General features: G+C 39.1%; 14 protein-coding genes and 1 pseudogene. 8 read left to right on the top strand and 7 right to left on the bottom strand.

The window, feature by feature from the left end; translation table 11 throughout:
- Nucleotides 1–295 (top strand): annotated as a pseudogene (locus DSM02_RS20445) (HD domain-containing protein); the annotation flags it as partial.
- Nucleotides 296–710: 415 nt separating this feature from the next.
- On the opposite strand, the gene DSM02_RS18920 reads toward DSM02_RS20445, so the two are convergent.
- The 6 genes from DSM02_RS18920 to DSM02_RS18895 all read right to left on the bottom strand — a co-directional run bounded on the left by DSM02_RS18920 (nt 711) and on the right by DSM02_RS18895 (nt 4,006).
- A complete protein-coding gene (locus DSM02_RS18920; protein WP_128767052.1) occupies nt 711–1,367 on the bottom strand; it encodes an ATPase in 657 nt (218 codons plus the stop codon).
- Nucleotides 1,351–1,536, bottom strand: a complete 186-nt coding sequence (locus DSM02_RS18915) for a hypothetical protein (RefSeq protein WP_128767051.1) — start codon at nt 1,534–1,536, stop codon at nt 1,351–1,353. The genes DSM02_RS18920 and DSM02_RS18915 overlap by 17 nt, the downstream gene beginning before the upstream one ends.
- Before the next feature lie 83 nt (nt 1,537–1,619).
- Nucleotides 1,620–1,997, bottom strand: a complete 378-nt coding sequence (locus DSM02_RS18910) for a hypothetical protein (RefSeq protein WP_128767050.1) — start codon at nt 1,995–1,997, stop codon at nt 1,620–1,622.
- A gap of 9 nt (nt 1,998–2,006) precedes the next feature.
- Nucleotides 2,007–2,276 (bottom strand): helix-turn-helix domain-containing protein, encoded by a 270-nt coding sequence (locus tag DSM02_RS18905; protein ID WP_128767049.1) that lies wholly within the window; start codon nt 2,274–2,276, stop codon nt 2,007–2,009.
- Nucleotides 2,277–2,668: 392 nt separating this feature from the next.
- Nucleotides 2,669–3,499 (bottom strand): RteC domain-containing protein, encoded by an 831-nt coding sequence (locus tag DSM02_RS18900; protein WP_164918342.1) that lies wholly within the window; start codon nt 3,497–3,499, stop codon nt 2,669–2,671.
- A 108-nt stretch (nt 3,500–3,607) separates the two neighbouring features.
- The gene (locus DSM02_RS18895) at nt 3,608–4,006 is read right to left on the bottom strand and encodes a GNAT family N-acetyltransferase (protein WP_128767047.1); all 399 of its coding nucleotides are present in this window, start codon (nt 4,004–4,006) and stop codon (nt 3,608–3,610) included.
- 158 nt (nt 4,007–4,164) lie between these two features.
- Between DSM02_RS18895 and istA the strand changes: the two genes are divergently transcribed.
- Nucleotides 4,165–5,688, top strand: coding sequence for an IS21 family transposase (istA, locus tag DSM02_RS18890; RefSeq protein WP_240674108.1), 1,524 nt, complete (start codon nt 4,165–4,167; stop codon nt 5,686–5,688).
- Between the two features lie 24 nt (nt 5,689–5,712).
- A complete protein-coding gene (gene istB, locus DSM02_RS18885; RefSeq protein WP_128767046.1) occupies nt 5,713–6,444 on the top strand; it encodes an IS21-like element helper ATPase IstB in 732 nt (243 codons plus the stop codon).
- Nucleotides 6,445–6,475: 31 nt separating this feature from the next.
- Here the strand turns inward: istB and DSM02_RS18880 are convergent, their stop codons facing one another.
- The gene (locus tag DSM02_RS18880; protein ID WP_128767045.1) at nt 6,476–7,267 is read right to left on the bottom strand and encodes a PAS domain-containing protein; all 792 of its coding nucleotides are present in this window, start codon (nt 7,265–7,267) and stop codon (nt 6,476–6,478) included.
- Nucleotides 7,268–7,670: 403 nt separating this feature from the next.
- On the opposite strand from DSM02_RS18880, the gene dinB reads away from it, so the two are divergent.
- From dinB to DSM02_RS18855, 5 genes are all read left to right on the top strand, one after another.
- Complete coding sequence (dinB, locus tag DSM02_RS18875) at nt 7,671–8,885, top strand: DNA polymerase IV (protein ID WP_128767044.1); 1,215 nt, start codon at nt 7,671–7,673, stop codon at nt 8,883–8,885.
- Nucleotides 8,886–8,910: 25 nt separating this feature from the next.
- Entirely contained in the window at nt 8,911–11,898 is a 2,988-nt protein-coding gene (locus tag DSM02_RS18870; RefSeq protein ID WP_128767043.1) for a DNA polymerase III subunit alpha, read from the top strand.
- A gap of 440 nt (nt 11,899–12,338) precedes the next feature.
- Nucleotides 12,339–13,097 (top strand): DJ-1/PfpI family protein, encoded by a 759-nt coding sequence (locus tag DSM02_RS18865; protein ID WP_128767042.1) that lies wholly within the window; start codon nt 12,339–12,341, stop codon nt 13,095–13,097.
- A gap of 65 nt (nt 13,098–13,162) precedes the next feature.
- Nucleotides 13,163–13,630 carry a DUF1905 domain-containing protein gene (locus DSM02_RS18860; RefSeq protein WP_128767041.1) on the top strand — a complete coding sequence of 156 codons (468 nt, stop codon included), beginning with the start codon at nt 13,163–13,165 and terminating at the stop codon, nt 13,628–13,630.
- 526 nt (nt 13,631–14,156) lie between these two features.
- On the top strand, nt 14,157–14,471 hold the full coding sequence (locus DSM02_RS18855) for a DUF1398 domain-containing protein (RefSeq protein WP_317128266.1): 315 nt from the start codon (nt 14,157–14,159) through the stop codon (nt 14,469–14,471).
- Nucleotides 14,472–14,547: the final 76 nt, after the last annotated feature.

Below are 14,547 nucleotides of genomic sequence, written 5' to 3'. Positions count from 1 at the left end.
GGCTACGTCGTTAAAGCTTGAGCCTCAAACTAAAATTCAAAAGATCATATGTGATGCTGACCTGGCTCATTTAGGCCAGATTTCCTTTAAAGAAAAAAATGCAAAACTTAGACAAGAGTGGATTTTGCTGGAGGCGTTAGATCCTACAGATCGAGAGTGGGTTCTTCTTAATATTGAATTCTTAGAAAGTCACAGCTATTTTACCCAGACAGCTAAAAAATTATTTTCGAAGCAAAAAAAGATCAATCTTGATGATTTGCACCAATTAAAAAATGAACTAAAAGCTAAATTATAAATACAATATTAGATTAAATAATTTGTGAAAAATCCTCTACCGTTATTTTATAAACTATTAATTCTAACTTTCAGGTGTTGCGGGATCTAAAAGATGTATGTCCTGCAGTTTTGGTAGAGTTGGGGTTTATAAAAGATATCCGTTAATACCTATAAAATGAATATCTTACCCCTAATTATAACGTGATCAACTGATGAAAACCTTAGTCTTTATTTTGAGCGTTGTGCTATTAACAGTAGTACCTTAAATCAGTACGGATAACGTGTATATCTGTAAGGGTAAAAGCAGTAAGAAATACCACTTGAAAAAGAAATGCAGAGGATTGAGTAACTGCTCTACGGATATCAGCGAAGTAAGCCTAGAAGCAGCTAAAAAGTTGGGACGCGGACTTTGTGGATGGGAGGATTAAAGGATTTCAAATTCGTTTATCCTCAACATTCTTATCAAAAGCAATCAGGTTGAACAACTCCCGCATCCTACTGCGTACACGCACTCCATATTTATCTTCTAATTCTGTAGCATTTAGATTGGTGGTGATGTGGGTTTTTATTTTGTGTTTTAAAAAGAGTTCATAGCGGTTACAAAGTATTTCCCCCATCACATTACAATCCTTACCATAATGCCGGCCGATGGCTTCGGTACCTAGATCATCAAAACAATAGAAATGGCCATCGCCGTGTTCCTGAATGACTTTATACCCAAGATGGTTAAAAGCAAAGGTGATGTTTCTACAGGGAATGACTTCATAGGGGCGTTGATGGGGAATCATGTATCTTATGAGCTTCATTAAGCTGGTTTTACCACAACCTACGGGACCCGAAAGAATCAATCCTTTTTTGGGGTCCAGATGCATCGCCTCGCAATTGGTTTTATCGGCAATAAAATAGTTACAAAGCTTAAACAGTAAAGGGTGATCTGATTCATAAATTTTAAAATGAGGTCCGAAAAGTAATTTCCCTTTAGCATCCAGATACACGAGCATTTTCTGAAAATCATAGATCATTTTCTTGCCTTGCATCCTGCCTAATGGGTAGGTGATGCCACCTTCAATAATTTCACAAGGGTTCGCCATAATTCTTAGAATTTGAAACCTTCAACGGATCGTCAAAAGAGCGCTTGGTGCTTCTTTTTTTTCTTTCATCAGCTTTTTTGCTATTCAGCATCCAATGCTTAGCGATAGCTTCCCAATCTTTAATTTCCTCCCCATTGCTGGCTAGCCAATCGTTTTGGTCGTAATGCAATAAAAAAGCTGCAGCTTCCTGCTCTGGGAAATTTTTAGATTTAAAAAATTGAAAGACCTCCTTGGCATGTTTAGGTTTGTTTTTTAATGTTTTATATAACGATTCACTGCTTGGTGCATAACTAAGCTACCGGTTTGTGTAGTAGTTTGTGCACTACCCGGTGCAGAAGTTGGTGCAAAAATGAACATCTTGATTTCGCTCCCTTTAAACGGATTATGGGAAGGGGTGTATTTAAGATACTTCCACTTATGCAAATCATTCATGCATTTTTGGTACGTGCGATTAGAACCTATCTTAGACATCCTGCAGAGTTCTTCCCGGTTGACATAAAACTGTGGAGCGAATCTGCTCACATTCCAAAACTGAAAGGCAGCCATATACAAGCTGATATGCGAGGTGTTCAAACGATTGTCTGAATACACCTTTTGAAAGACGGTATTGAGGTGTTTGATATAATTCATACAAAACTATTAATGGATGCGGTTATCTTCCATTACTTGTTGGATTTCCTGAGCATCGTAGTAGATGATACCACCTACTTTAGTAAAAGGAAGGGTACCATTAATGCGTAGGTTTTGTAGGGTTCCCGGACTCACCTGAAGCCATTCCATAACTTCGGAGGATTTGAGGTATTTCTTGGGTTTGGCCTCAGCCTGGATCTGAAGCAGTTTTTTTAAGTCTTCAAGCAATTCTAACTTGAACTCATAGAGGTCGTCTGTGGTAATCAGTGTTGCTGGCATAATACAGTGTTTTAAATAGAAAGGGGCTATCGAGGTTCGTTCATTTTAGTTGATAGCCCCTATCTGGGTTTGACTTTCGTTCTACGAATTTGATGGGTTTTAATTGGAATTATTCACAAGAGCTTTCGTAGTGGGAGAAAATTTAACAGGCTTCAAAAAACATACAGGTTGATGTGTTTTGCGTGCTTTTGATCCCGTAAGAAGGCCGGATTTAATAGGTAATAAACCCTAGCACGTGTAGCAGCTTGTTTTCGTAGTTACGAAGAGGTGGGATTTTTATTGGCGCCGCCAAAGGGTATAAAACCCCGTCCCGATAGCTCGGGATGCCTCGAAATTAAAAACTTGTTTCCAACCTATGACTCACAGCTTGACCCGAGCTCGTTTAATAGATGCTATTCGTCGTCTTTATTCATCTTGGCTTCTAGAGCCACGATTAAGGCTTCAAGGTATTTGGCTCGGGTACTTTTTCGGGCTTTGATCTCTGAGTAGGTTTTGTAGTTGTTATCCAATTTGATATTAAAGAAGTCTTCAAATGCGTGTGTGATCGTGCTGATCTCTGCGGTACCGTGATTTAAATCACCTGCAGCAAACAGGGCATAGATCAATTCAACCAAAGCGGTTTTAGAACCCGACCATAATAGAATGGGGTGTTTATGAGTGGAAAACGTTTCAACAGTACCGGGTTTCAAAGATTCTATGGCTTCCCGGATGTAGTGGATCAGGCGGTACATCGCTTGTATTTTAGCCCAAAGCATATCGTGCGAACTCGAAAACTCCGGATACTGGTAGTAATTTATTGTAGGGGTAAAGGGGAAGTTTTTACGATGATTGCGGGTAAACAGCTGATGATCCATATACGAATGCCCCTGTTCCATATACTGTACAAAATCATTGTTCCGGTAAAAGAACTTATTGATTTTACGCAGTTCCTTTTCAAAAAAATGAATCTGAAAACGCTTTCCGGCTTTCGGTTTTCTGGATTCGCAAGAACGCATTTCCGAGAAGTAAATCAGGTAACTCATCGGGCATGGTTTGATGTTTTTAAAAAAGTTGATCTCTTCGGGGACGGTTTCAAAGTCTTCCTGTTCTACGATTTCTTTCAACTTAGAAAGTGAATCGTTAGCGATCTCTATCCCGGCATTGGCTTTTTTAAGGGGATCCATCAGCTCCAGGACCTGCGTATGGAGCAGCTGGTGAAAATGTTGTATTTCGGTGGTAAACATCACGTTATTAACTAGGCGGGTTAATAAATAATGAGGGAGTAGAACTTTCAACTGGGGTAGTGGATTAGTTGGCAATCAATCACGTCTTACTTGAATGGCTCCTTGCATTTAGTTGCTGGTTCTCATCATTTCTAAGTGTTCTAATAAAAAATTATCGTCGGTCTGCACAAAGGCTTGTTTGGGAATAACTGTAGCCCCTAGTTTTCGCTTTTCAAAATTCGCACTAATCCCAAAATCGATCTGTTTCATATTCAGCTTCCGGGCTCTTAGGATGGTTTGGTACAACAACTGTCTATAGGTTTGAAACTCTTCCAGATATTGGTAATCCATACCTATGAGACTGGGAACATACGTACCTGAATAATTTTTATAGCAAAACATCACACCTAATAGGCAGTCCTCAGCTTTGGACGTGAGGACTAGGAATTCCCATTTGGAATGCATACGCATCTCTTCAAATACCTCAAAGGGATAGGTGAAGGTGTTTAAATTGCAAAAATCGGGCATAGTATACCACCTTCGCCGGGTTAAAGTGAACCACCCAAATCGGGTCAAAGTGAGCCGCCTTCGCCGGGCCAAAGTGAACCACTAAAAAGTCGATTCTATTTGTAAAAAGTCAAATGTCTTTTTTTGCTAAAAAGACGATGGCCAATAAACAAATAGATATGCGAAAAGTAAAACAGATATTCAAGCTCTACAGCGAGGGCGTAAGCAAGCGGCAGATAAGTTCAAGGTTAGGTCTGTCACGCAATACCATTAGCAAATACATTGCTTTTTTCAAGCGCTACCAGCTTACAGATTATGAGGTGTCTTCAATGACTCTGGAAGAGCTGCATAAACTATTCAAATCAGATCAAAAACCCAAAAGCGAGCAGCTATTAACATTAGAAAAGTACTTCCCTTATTTTGATAAGGAACTACGTAAAACAGGGGTTACCAGACAACTTCTTTGGCAGGAATATTACGCGAAACATCCTGATGGCTTTAAGATATCACAGTTCAAATATTGGTATAACGAATGGACTAAAGAAGTCTCACCTGTTATGCACTTTACCCATAAAGCGGGTGATAAACTCTTTATTGATTACACAGGCAAGAAACTTACCATTGTAGACCGTCATACGGGAGAGTTACAAAATCTAGAAGTGTTTGTATGTGTACTGGGCAGTAGCCAATATACCTATGTAGAAGCCAGTGCGAGCCAGAAGAAGGAAGATTTTATACAGAGCGTAGAGAACGCACTCTGGTTTTATGGTGGTGTACCGCAGGCTTTAGTGCCTGACAACCTCAGGTCGGCAGTTACCCAAAGCAGTCGTTACGAACCCAAAGTCAACGAAACTTTTGCTGACTTTGCCGAGTACTACGAAACTGCCGTATTGCCCACCAGAGCGTATAAACCCAGAGATAAAGCGATAGTTGAGAATGCCGTACGTATTATTTATACACGGGTTTTTGCCCCATTACGTCATCAAACCTTCCATAGCATACCCGAGATCAATGTGGCCATAGCCGCGCTGTTGGAAACCCATAATAAAATGTCATTTAGGGGAAGGGAGTACTCCCGGTATTCTTTGTTCGAAGAAGTAGAAAAGCAAGAGTTAAAGCCCCTGCCTTCAAAAAGGTACGAGGTCAAATCCTACGCAAATGGAACGGTACATAAGAACAGCCATATCTACTTTAGTAAAGATAAACACTATTACAGCGTACCCTATAGACATATAGGAAAGCGGATTAAGATCATCTACTCTGACAGCCTGGTCGAAATATTCTATAAACTTGAACGATTAGCAGCGCACCCTAGGGAAAGGAAGAAATATGCCTACACCACCATTAAGGAGCACATGCCCTCGCACCACCGCTTTATAAGCGAATGGAGCAGCGAAAAGTTCATTGCCTGGGCTGAGCATATTGGTATGAACTGTAAAGAATATATAATTAAGATACTTGACAAGAAACAACATCCCGAGCAATCCTATAAATCTTGTCTGGGTGTTTTACACCTGACTAAAAAAGTAGGTAATGCACGGTTGGAAAATGCCTGTAAAAGAGCCTTAGACTACGGGGCATACAATTATAATATTATCGAACGCATTCTTAAAAATGGATGGGACTCTTTAGATGAGGATACCGAATCAGAAATAGACATACCCAATCACCCTAACATCAGGGGCGGTCATTATTACAAATAAAACAGAAACATTAAAACTACACAGATGAATACACAAACATTAGAACAGATGAAACAACTAAGGCTGCACGGAATGCTCAGAGCCTTCAATACCAGCCTGTCCTCCCAGAGTATCGACTACACCAATGACGAGCTGATCGCTTACCTGATACAATCGGAGTGGGACGACAGGCACAACCGTAAGATAGAGCGTTTAACCAGATCGGCCAGGTTTAGGTATAGCGCCCTAATGGAGAACATTGATTATGACCCATCCAGGAAGATCAATAAAAACCAGATACAGCGTTTTGCCAACTGTGATTTTGTAGCGCAGAATGATAACATACTCATTACAGGAAGCACGGGCGCAGGCAAGAGCTATATGGCATCAGCCATCGGCCATCAGGCTTGTTCCTTAGGGTACAAGGTACTGTACTTCAACACTACTAAACTATTTACGATGCTCAAAACATCAAAAGCAGATGGCTCTTATGCCAGGCAAATTGATAGAATTGAAAAGCAAGATCTGCTTATTCTTGACGACTTCGGTCTTAAAGGTCTGGACAACATAAACAGACACTCTTTTATGGAGATAATCGAAGACAGACACGGAAAAAAGTCAACTATAATCGCCTCTCAATTACCTGTCGAGGCCTGGCACGACATTATAGGAGAGCAAACCATTGCCGATGCTATTTTAGACCGTCTGGTACACACCGCCCATAGGATCGATATCAAAGGAGAATCTATGAGAAAAAAACTGAAAAATAAAGAGTAAATTTAACAACAAAGGAATCGACTTCCAGTACTTAGTTTGCTATGCTCACTTTCATCCGGCGAACGTGGTTCACTTTGACCGGCTCATCCAGCTTCTGTTCAGCTTGTAACTTTTTAAAAGTAGTAAGATTTGACGTTTGCATCAGTAATCCTCCAATTTCACCATCACGATACCATGGCTTGACTTGCCACCTCAGGTAAAATGGGTTTCCATTCCTATCAAAAAACTCATCTTCCTCAGCCTGATGAGTTTCGCCTTGAAGACATTTTTTATGAATCTCCTTCCAGCGATTGGGAATCTCAAATAGATCGTAATGATTCTTTCCCTCAATATCTTCAGGCAGATTATAGTCAATTATCCATTCTTTAGAAGCTGCAAGATAATTAAGGTCTGTATCAAACATTGCTATTGCACCAGGGGCTTGATCAATAAACGTTCGCTTTATTTCTGCATCAACCTTAGCTTTTGTAATTTCTTTATGATAACCAGTCATCCATTCTGGCATACCGTTCTTCCAGCTTACAACCTGTCCCTGATCTCTGATCCAAACATAACTTCCATCCTTATGTAGCATGCGGACTTCACTTTCATAAAATTTACTTTTTCCTTTAATGTGATCATCAAGTAATTTTTGAGATTTCTGAAAATCTTCAGGATGGCAAAGCTCCTCCCAGAGTTTTTCTGAATGAGTTATCTCATTAGAATTATAGCCTAAAACCTTGGCCCATTCTTCGCTAAAAATCACTTCTTTGGTTATAATATTCCATTCCCAAAGTCCAATAGCGGTTCCTTTGATAATGTGTGCGTAGCGCTGTTCATTCATTATTTTATAGTTGTTTACATAGCAAAAGCAAAATAGAAAAAAGGGCTCATAATTTTTGATTATGAATGTTAAGCTCTTAAAATAATATTCACATATTATAAATTTTATTAAAAATCATAAAAATTCATACAAGTGAAATTTTCAACAATATAAGGTAGAGTTGAGTTACTATAGGTTGACTTTAAAATAAGGGATTGGAAGCAGATGAATCTTTTTTGATCATACAGTTATTAGTTTTCTTGCTACCTGTGTATTTAATTTATCTTATTAAGAGTCACTATTAACAATCTAAGATTCATAATAACCAGTTTAAAGTAATCATTAATGGACTTTTATATATAGTCACCTAATTTATTGTTAGGATTATATCCGTTAAAATGGAATTATTCCATATTTTTGAAATATGGAACGATCTATTTTACATCTCGATCTGGACACTTTTTTTGTATCAGTAGAACGACTTTTAAGTCCGGAATTACTCAAAAAACCAGTACTAGTAGGGGGAACCGGGGGAAGGGGTGTGGTTGCCGCTTGTAGTTATGAGACACGCAAGTTTGGAGTGCATTCCGGGATGTCCATGAAATTAGCACGTCAGCTGTGTCCCGAAGCGATCTGTATTAAAGGCAACTCGAGCACCTATATGAAGTACTCAGATCTGATTACTGAGATCATCAATGAGTCGGTTCCCATCTTTGAGAAAACCAGTGTTGATGAGTTTTACGTAGACCTGACCGGGATGGACCGTTTTTTTGGTAATTATGCTTTTGCGACAGAGCTGCGCCAGCGTATTATAAAAGAATCTGGCCTTCCCATATCCTTCGGACTTTCTCCAAATAAGACCGTGAGTAAAGTGGCTACCGGTGAGGCCAAACCCAATAACCAAATGCGGGTAGACGCGGGATTTGAAAAGCTTTTTTTAGCCCCCCTATCCATTCGCAAAATTCCCAGTGTTGGGAAGGTTACCGGTCAGAAACTGATTGCTATGGGCGTTGAACGTATTAAAACCATACAGCAAATGCCTGTAGAGATGCTTATAGCGGTTCTGGGTAAAAATGGTCAAAAGATATGGCAAAGAGCCCAAGGTATTGATGATAGCCTGGTTAAGCCCTATTCGGAGCGTAAATCTATCTCTAGTGAAAGAACATTCAATCTAGATACCATAGATGTGGTTAGGCTTAAAAATACGATTACGACTATGGTTGATACCTTGTGTTTCCAACTGCGACAAGCCAATAAAATGATCGGTTGTGTCTCGATTAAAATTCGGTATTCTGATTTTCAGACCCATACCAAACAGTGTAAGATTCCGTATACCAGCGCAGAGCATATTATCCTCCCGGTAGTAGAAGTGCTTTTTAAGTCACTCTATCAGCGGCGTATTCTGGTACGCCTTATCGGGATTCACTTCAGTGATATCGTTTCAGGTCATTACCAGATCGATCTGTTTGATGATAATGAAAAGGAACTTAACCTGTATAAAGCTATGGATCATTTGAGAAAGCGCTTTGGTGCCTCCAGTGTGATGCGGGCTTCTACATTAGACGTAAAGACCATTCGTTCTGCTCACAATCCTTTTGATGGCAGTCCGCCGCTACTGTTGGCACATCGTAAAGCATAATCTGTAAAACTAAATTCCCCAAACGGTGTATCTCAATTGCCATACTTACTTTTCCCTGCGCTACGGCACGTTCTCAGAAACGGAGCTCATCAACCTTGCCCTGATAAATAACGTAAAACACCTAGCCTTAACCGATATCAATTCGACCAGTGCTGCCATGCAGTTTATTAGGGAAGCAGGTGAAACAGGACTTCACGTGACGGTAGGAGTTGATGTACGCAATATGCCAAAGCAGCTTTACATTCTATTGGCTAAAACGAACATCGGTTTTCAGAAGCTCAATAGCTTTCTGAGTGCACATTTACACCAAAAAAAGGAGTTTCCTTTGACTGCCCCGCCTCTGAAAGACTGTTTTGTGATCTATCCCTTTGAACAGGCATTGTTTTTAGATAAGGAATCTTTTGCTGAGTATGAATACATCGGCATTTCGATAAGGGATTTAAATCGACTTCCGTTTAATAAACTCAAACAACTTAAAGATCGCCTGATTATACTACAGCCCGTTACGTTTCGAAGTAAAAAAGATTTTAATGCACACCGCTTACTGCGAGCCATAGATCTAAATGTTTTATTGAGCCAGTTACCTCAGGAACAGGAAGGCGACCTAGAGCATCAGATGCTGCATCTAAACGAATTGGAGAAAGCTTTTAAAGAATATCCCCATATAATTGAAAATACGCAAAAGTTGATTACTGCTTGCAAAGTGCGTTTTAAATATGGTACTGAACGCGAGAACCAGAATCAGCAAACGTATTTGGGCAGCGTACTAGAGGATAAAGCATATTTGAGAGCCTTATGTATCGAACGCTTAAGCAGTCGCTATCCACAGCTTAATGAAGTGATTACAGAGCGTCTGGAACGGGAGCTTAAGGCCATACAGGACTTAGGGTTTACGGGGTATTTCTTGATCAATTATGATATTGTAAGCTATGCACGATCTAAAGACTATCCCTATATAGGCAGGGGATCGGGGGCTAATAGTTTGGTGGCGTATATTCTGGGGATCACCAATGTAGATCCCATTGAACTGGATCTTTATTTTGAGCGGTTTATCAACGTCTACCGCAGTTCACCTCCAGACTTTGATATTGACTTTTCGTGGAAGGACCGTGATGATGTGACCCGATATATCTTTGAGCGTTTTCCTAATTGTGCCTTAATGGGTACTTATGTAACCTTTCAATACAAAGCGGTGGTGAGGGAGTTGAGTAAGGTTTTTGGTATTCCAAAACACGAGACTGATGCCTTTTTAAAAGGAGATACTAAGGGGAACAAAAATTATGAAACGTACCTTCAACTGGTTCAAAAATATGGAGAATTGATTCACGGTTTTCCCAATTACCTTTCAGTGCATTCTGGTGGAATTCTCATTACCCACAAACCAGTTCATTATTACGGGGGAACCTTTTTGCCCCCTAAAGGTTTTGCTACGGTACAGTTTGATATGAATATCGCGGAAGCGGTAGGCATCTATAAGTTTGATATCCTGGCGCAGCGGGGACTCTCTAAAATCAAGGATGCTTTAGCTCTTATCGCTCAAAATCAGCCGGAGGCTAAGGTTCTTGATATAGATCAAGTCTATCAGTTTAAGAAGGATACACAACTCAATAATCTTTTAGCAACTGGTGATTGTATGGGTGTGTTTTATGTGGAAAGTCCGGCGATGCGCGGACTTATGACCAAGCTACGGACTCATAGTTATATCGGTCTGGTGGCAGCTAGCTCCATCATACGTCCCGGGGTGGGGAATGGTGGTATGAAAGAAGAGTTTATCAAACGCGAGCGTTTCCCCGAAACCAGAACAGAAGCCCATCCGGTATTAGCCGAAATCCTGCACGAAACCCATGGCATTATGGTCTATCAGGAAGACGTGCTGAAGGTTGCGCACTATTTTGCGGGTTTAAGCCTGGCTGAAGCTGATGTGCTGCGACGGGGAATGAGTGGTAAAGGCCGGTCAAAGACGCAGTTTGCGGAATTAGAAGATAAATTTTTAAAGAACTGCAGGGGGAAAGGCTATCCGGAAGCCGTTATTCAAAGCGTTTGGGATCAGATAAAAGCTTTTGCCGGCTATGCTTTCGCAAAGGGGCATTCTGCTTCTTACGCAGTAGAAAGCTACCAGAGCTTGTATTTAAAACACTACTTTCCGCTTGAATTTATGACCGCAGTACTCAACAATGGGGGTGGTTTTTATCGGGTTGAAGATTATTTAAATGAAATTCGTAAATGTGGCGGTCAGCTCGAACTTCCCTGCATCAATACCAGTGATCATCCCAATCGCATCATCGGAACCAAGATTTATTTAGGCCTAGGGATGATTAAGGACTTAGAAGTGCGTGGGATAGAAAAACTGCTTACCCAGCGCCAGTTGTATGGGAGGTTTACCGATCTGGAAAATTTTGTGGAACGGGTTCCCTTAGGTCTGGAACAGCTGGTGCTGCTGATACGCATCGGGGCCTTGCGCTTTACGGGAAAGGACAAAAAGGAACTGCTTTGGAAAGCCCACCTGATGACAAAACCTAAAACCTCCTATGATGCTCCTAGGTTGTTCAGTGCAAAACCTGTTGCGTATCGGTTACCCGATTTTAAATCAACAGGTATCGAAGATGCCTACGACGAGATTGAACTCTTAGAATTTCCCCTGTGTTCGCGTTTTGACTTATTGGAAGCTGAACTTCCTAAAAGTATATTGGTACGCCAACTCAAGAATCATATCGGTCAAACGATAAGTATCTGCGGAGTGATGGTCACGGCAAAACGGGTTCCGCTCGATGGGGGACGAACCATGTTTTTTGGTACTTTTTTGGATCGGGAAGGTGTTTTCTTTGATACGGTACATTTCCCCGATTCGGTAGCCCATTCGTTTATGAGTGGTAAAGAAGTCTATCAGGTCATCGGTAAAATGACTCAGGATTATGAATTTTGCAGCATCATCGTAGATCGGATGATTCGGCTTCCCAGAAAGACAGATCCGAGGTTTTCTGATGCAATTGATTTTAAGAGAGTGGTGGGGTAAAAAAGTATTTCAAATTATCATCAAGCTTTACCTAAATAAATTTCTCAAAGTGCCTTCGGGTTGGGTTAAGTGTTTAGCTGACTTAAAAGAAGTTTAAAATATGTAGCCTATGCAAATAAGCAAAGAGGGAGAGTTATCTATTTTTTAGTTGATTAAAATTTAGTATAAAACCAGAAGAGAATACTTTTACTCTAGAATAGAAGTATCAAAGTATTTAAATTAGTTCTTTAATAAAAAACTAGCAGCATAATCACTCAATTTAAAGTCCCGTTTTTTTTTGCAAGTCCACCCTCCTTGATGTGATTATGGACTTTTATAAACGAATTTGCTACAGATAAACCGGAACTAAAGTTCCGGTTATCCCAGAAAAATTAAGAGGATAATGGGTATATTTATCGGGATATAACGAGTTACCTACAATAGAAGAAAAACAGAACAGAATGACAAAATTTAGAGTTTTAACAATAATGATTTTCGCAACTATTCTGATCAGTTGCAACTCTGAAAAATCGAAAAACAATCTCGAGAAGGAGAACATAAATCAAACCGAAATAGGATTGGATACTCTTACGAAACACTTAAAACCATTCAAATCAGAATTACCAACAATTGGACTTTTGATGTATAACGGAGTTTTACAAAGTGAAGTAATTGCAACTTCAGATGTTTTTGCAAAACCAAATGAAAACGGAAAACAAATTTTTAACGTAATCACAATTGCAGAAACTGAAAATCCAATCACAACCGAAGAAGGAATGCATTTCGTTCCCGATTATACTTTTAAGAATTGCCCCAAATTAACAGCTCTTTTTGTACCAAGTGCTTATGATATGTACGCACAAGTTCACAACGAAAATATCGTAAACTTCATTAAAGATAAAAATAAAGAAACTGATTATGTTGTGAGTAATTGTGCTGGAGCTCAGTTAATCGGAAAATCTGGAATCGCAGATGGACATAAAATCGTCACTTGGATTGGTGGTGGAGTACAGCTACAAAAAGACTATCCGAATTTAAAAGTACAGAATGATAGTTTGATAACTTTTGTTGAGGACGGAAAATTTCTTTCCTCAAATGGAAATCTGGCAAGTTATATTTCGGCATTGAATTTAGTAGAAAAAATGACCAGTCCTGAGCATAGAAAATTTGTAGAAAGTTATCTGTATCTTGACCGTCTTCAAAATTGGAAATCTAAGTAGTTCTAATCGGGGAAGCCAACAAGTGATGGTATAACATGATGCCTGCAGTATCAAAAGAATAAAAAATGAAAAACATTGTTGATAATCAGGAGCTTGAATTAGTCTATAAAAAAGGAAATGGAGCTTGGACATACCATATCGTCATACCAAATACAGCTGATATAGATGGAACTTGGGGTTCGCTAAAAGTTTCTGGATTGCTTGATGATTACGAGTTGAAAGAAATGAATTTGGCACCAAGGAAGGAAGAAGATAAAATGATTTCAATAAACGAAGAAATCAGAGATGCAATCGGTAAAAGTGGTGGTGATTTAGTTACCGTTACTTTATACCTGCATACACACGACAGAATTGATACTAATTCTGAAATTCTCAAATGTTTTGATGATGCAGGCGTACTGGATTCTTTCAAATCAATGAATGAAGATGAACAAGATGAAATTATAACTGATATCACTTCAAAAAGAACAGAGGTTAAACAAATTGAGCAAATAAATCACTATATCAATCAGTTGCTTAATCAAAACAACTAAACGGGTGATGCCGAAGAAGAATCTTGAAAAAATTATTGAATACTATGTAGAGTATCAGTATTTGCTGAAACCGGTAACGAACAGGATAACAAGGGATTGAGCAGTATGGATTTCAAAAGTTTTGGTTCAGTTATGCTTTCCGCAATGACACATACAAAGCGGGTAGCGAAAGCCAATAACGCTATATACAAGAAAAAACACAACATCAAAGGAAGTAATCGCTTTGATAAATAACGAATTATCAGAAATGGTAAGACCTGTTGTCTGCGATCCCGCTATTTTGTAACTAATAGTAGAAATTTCTTTAATACTGTAATTCATATCGTATCAAAAGTGTTGATATCCGTAAATTTTGAGTAAATATGGTTATATTTTATGTTGATGTAAGTGGACGGTTATTGTAAAAGAAGATCCAGCAATAAAATAACATTTTAAAAATAAAATAGATAATGTTTACGGTAGAACAAATTGAAGTAGCGCATAGTAAAATAAAATCAGGAGCTGGATTTCCTAATACCTAAAAGATATTAAGGAAATTGGAGTTACCGCTTTTGAAACTTGGGTTTTTGACAGTCATACAAATTATTTTGGCATTAATGATTTTCAAGTAAAATCCAAACCCAAATATGATAATTTGAAAATTGCTTTAAATAGTGACAAAGATAAATTCAGTCAATATTTAAAAATTCACCAACAAGGAGAAACAGACTATTTTACGTTCTGTAAGCATTGCGCTGAAACAGGAATTGAAAAATGGATTGTCGATCTTGATAAGATGACTTGTAGCTATTATGATACAGCTAAAAATGAAATATTAATTGAAAATATACCTACTGTTTAAAAACAACAACGCTTCTGATCTAGCCAGTATTTTTACTAGTGGCGCGTAAGGAAGCAAAAACCAAAACTTAAAAACT

This window comes from Leeuwenhoekiella polynyae, from assembly GCF_004104075.1.
Taxonomy (GTDB): Bacteria; Bacteroidota; Bacteroidia; order Flavobacteriales; family Flavobacteriaceae; genus Leeuwenhoekiella; species Leeuwenhoekiella polynyae.
The sequence above is the reverse complement of the archived record's forward strand: the minus strand, read 5'-3'. Positions and strand labels throughout refer to the sequence as shown.

Bases quoted from the DNA above. Each gene is read 5' to 3' on its own strand.
- DSM02_RS18920 (WP_128767052.1), bottom strand. From the start codon at position 1,367: ATGGCGAACCCTTGTGAAATTATTGAAGGTGGCATCACCTACCCATTA.
- DSM02_RS18910 (WP_128767050.1), bottom strand. From the start codon at position 1,997: ATGAATTATATCAAACACCTCAATACCGTCTTTCAAAAGGTGTATTCA.
- DSM02_RS18905 (WP_128767049.1), bottom strand. From the start codon at position 2,276: ATGCCAGCAACACTGATTACCACAGACGACCTCTATGAGTTCAAGTTA.
- DSM02_RS18900 (WP_164918342.1), bottom strand. From the start codon at position 3,499: ATGTTTACCACCGAAATACAACATTTTCACCAGCTGCTCCATACGCAG.
- DSM02_RS18895 (WP_128767047.1), bottom strand. From the start codon at position 4,006: ATGCCCGATTTTTGCAATTTAAACACCTTCACCTATCCCTTTGAGGTA.
- istA (WP_240674108.1), top strand. From the start codon at position 4,165: ATGCGAAAAGTAAAACAGATATTCAAGCTCTACAGCGAGGGCGTAAGC.
- istB (WP_128767046.1), top strand. From the start codon at position 5,713: ATGAATACACAAACATTAGAACAGATGAAACAACTAAGGCTGCACGGA.
- DSM02_RS18880 (WP_128767045.1), bottom strand. From the start codon at position 7,267: ATGAATGAACAGCGCTACGCACACATTATCAAAGGAACCGCTATTGGA.
- dinB (WP_128767044.1), top strand. From the start codon at position 7,671: ATGGAACGATCTATTTTACATCTCGATCTGGACACTTTTTTTGTATCA.
- DSM02_RS18865 (WP_128767042.1), top strand. From the start codon at position 12,339: ATGACAAAATTTAGAGTTTTAACAATAATGATTTTCGCAACTATTCTG.
- DSM02_RS18860 (WP_128767041.1), top strand. From the start codon at position 13,163: ATGAAAAACATTGTTGATAATCAGGAGCTTGAATTAGTCTATAAAAAA.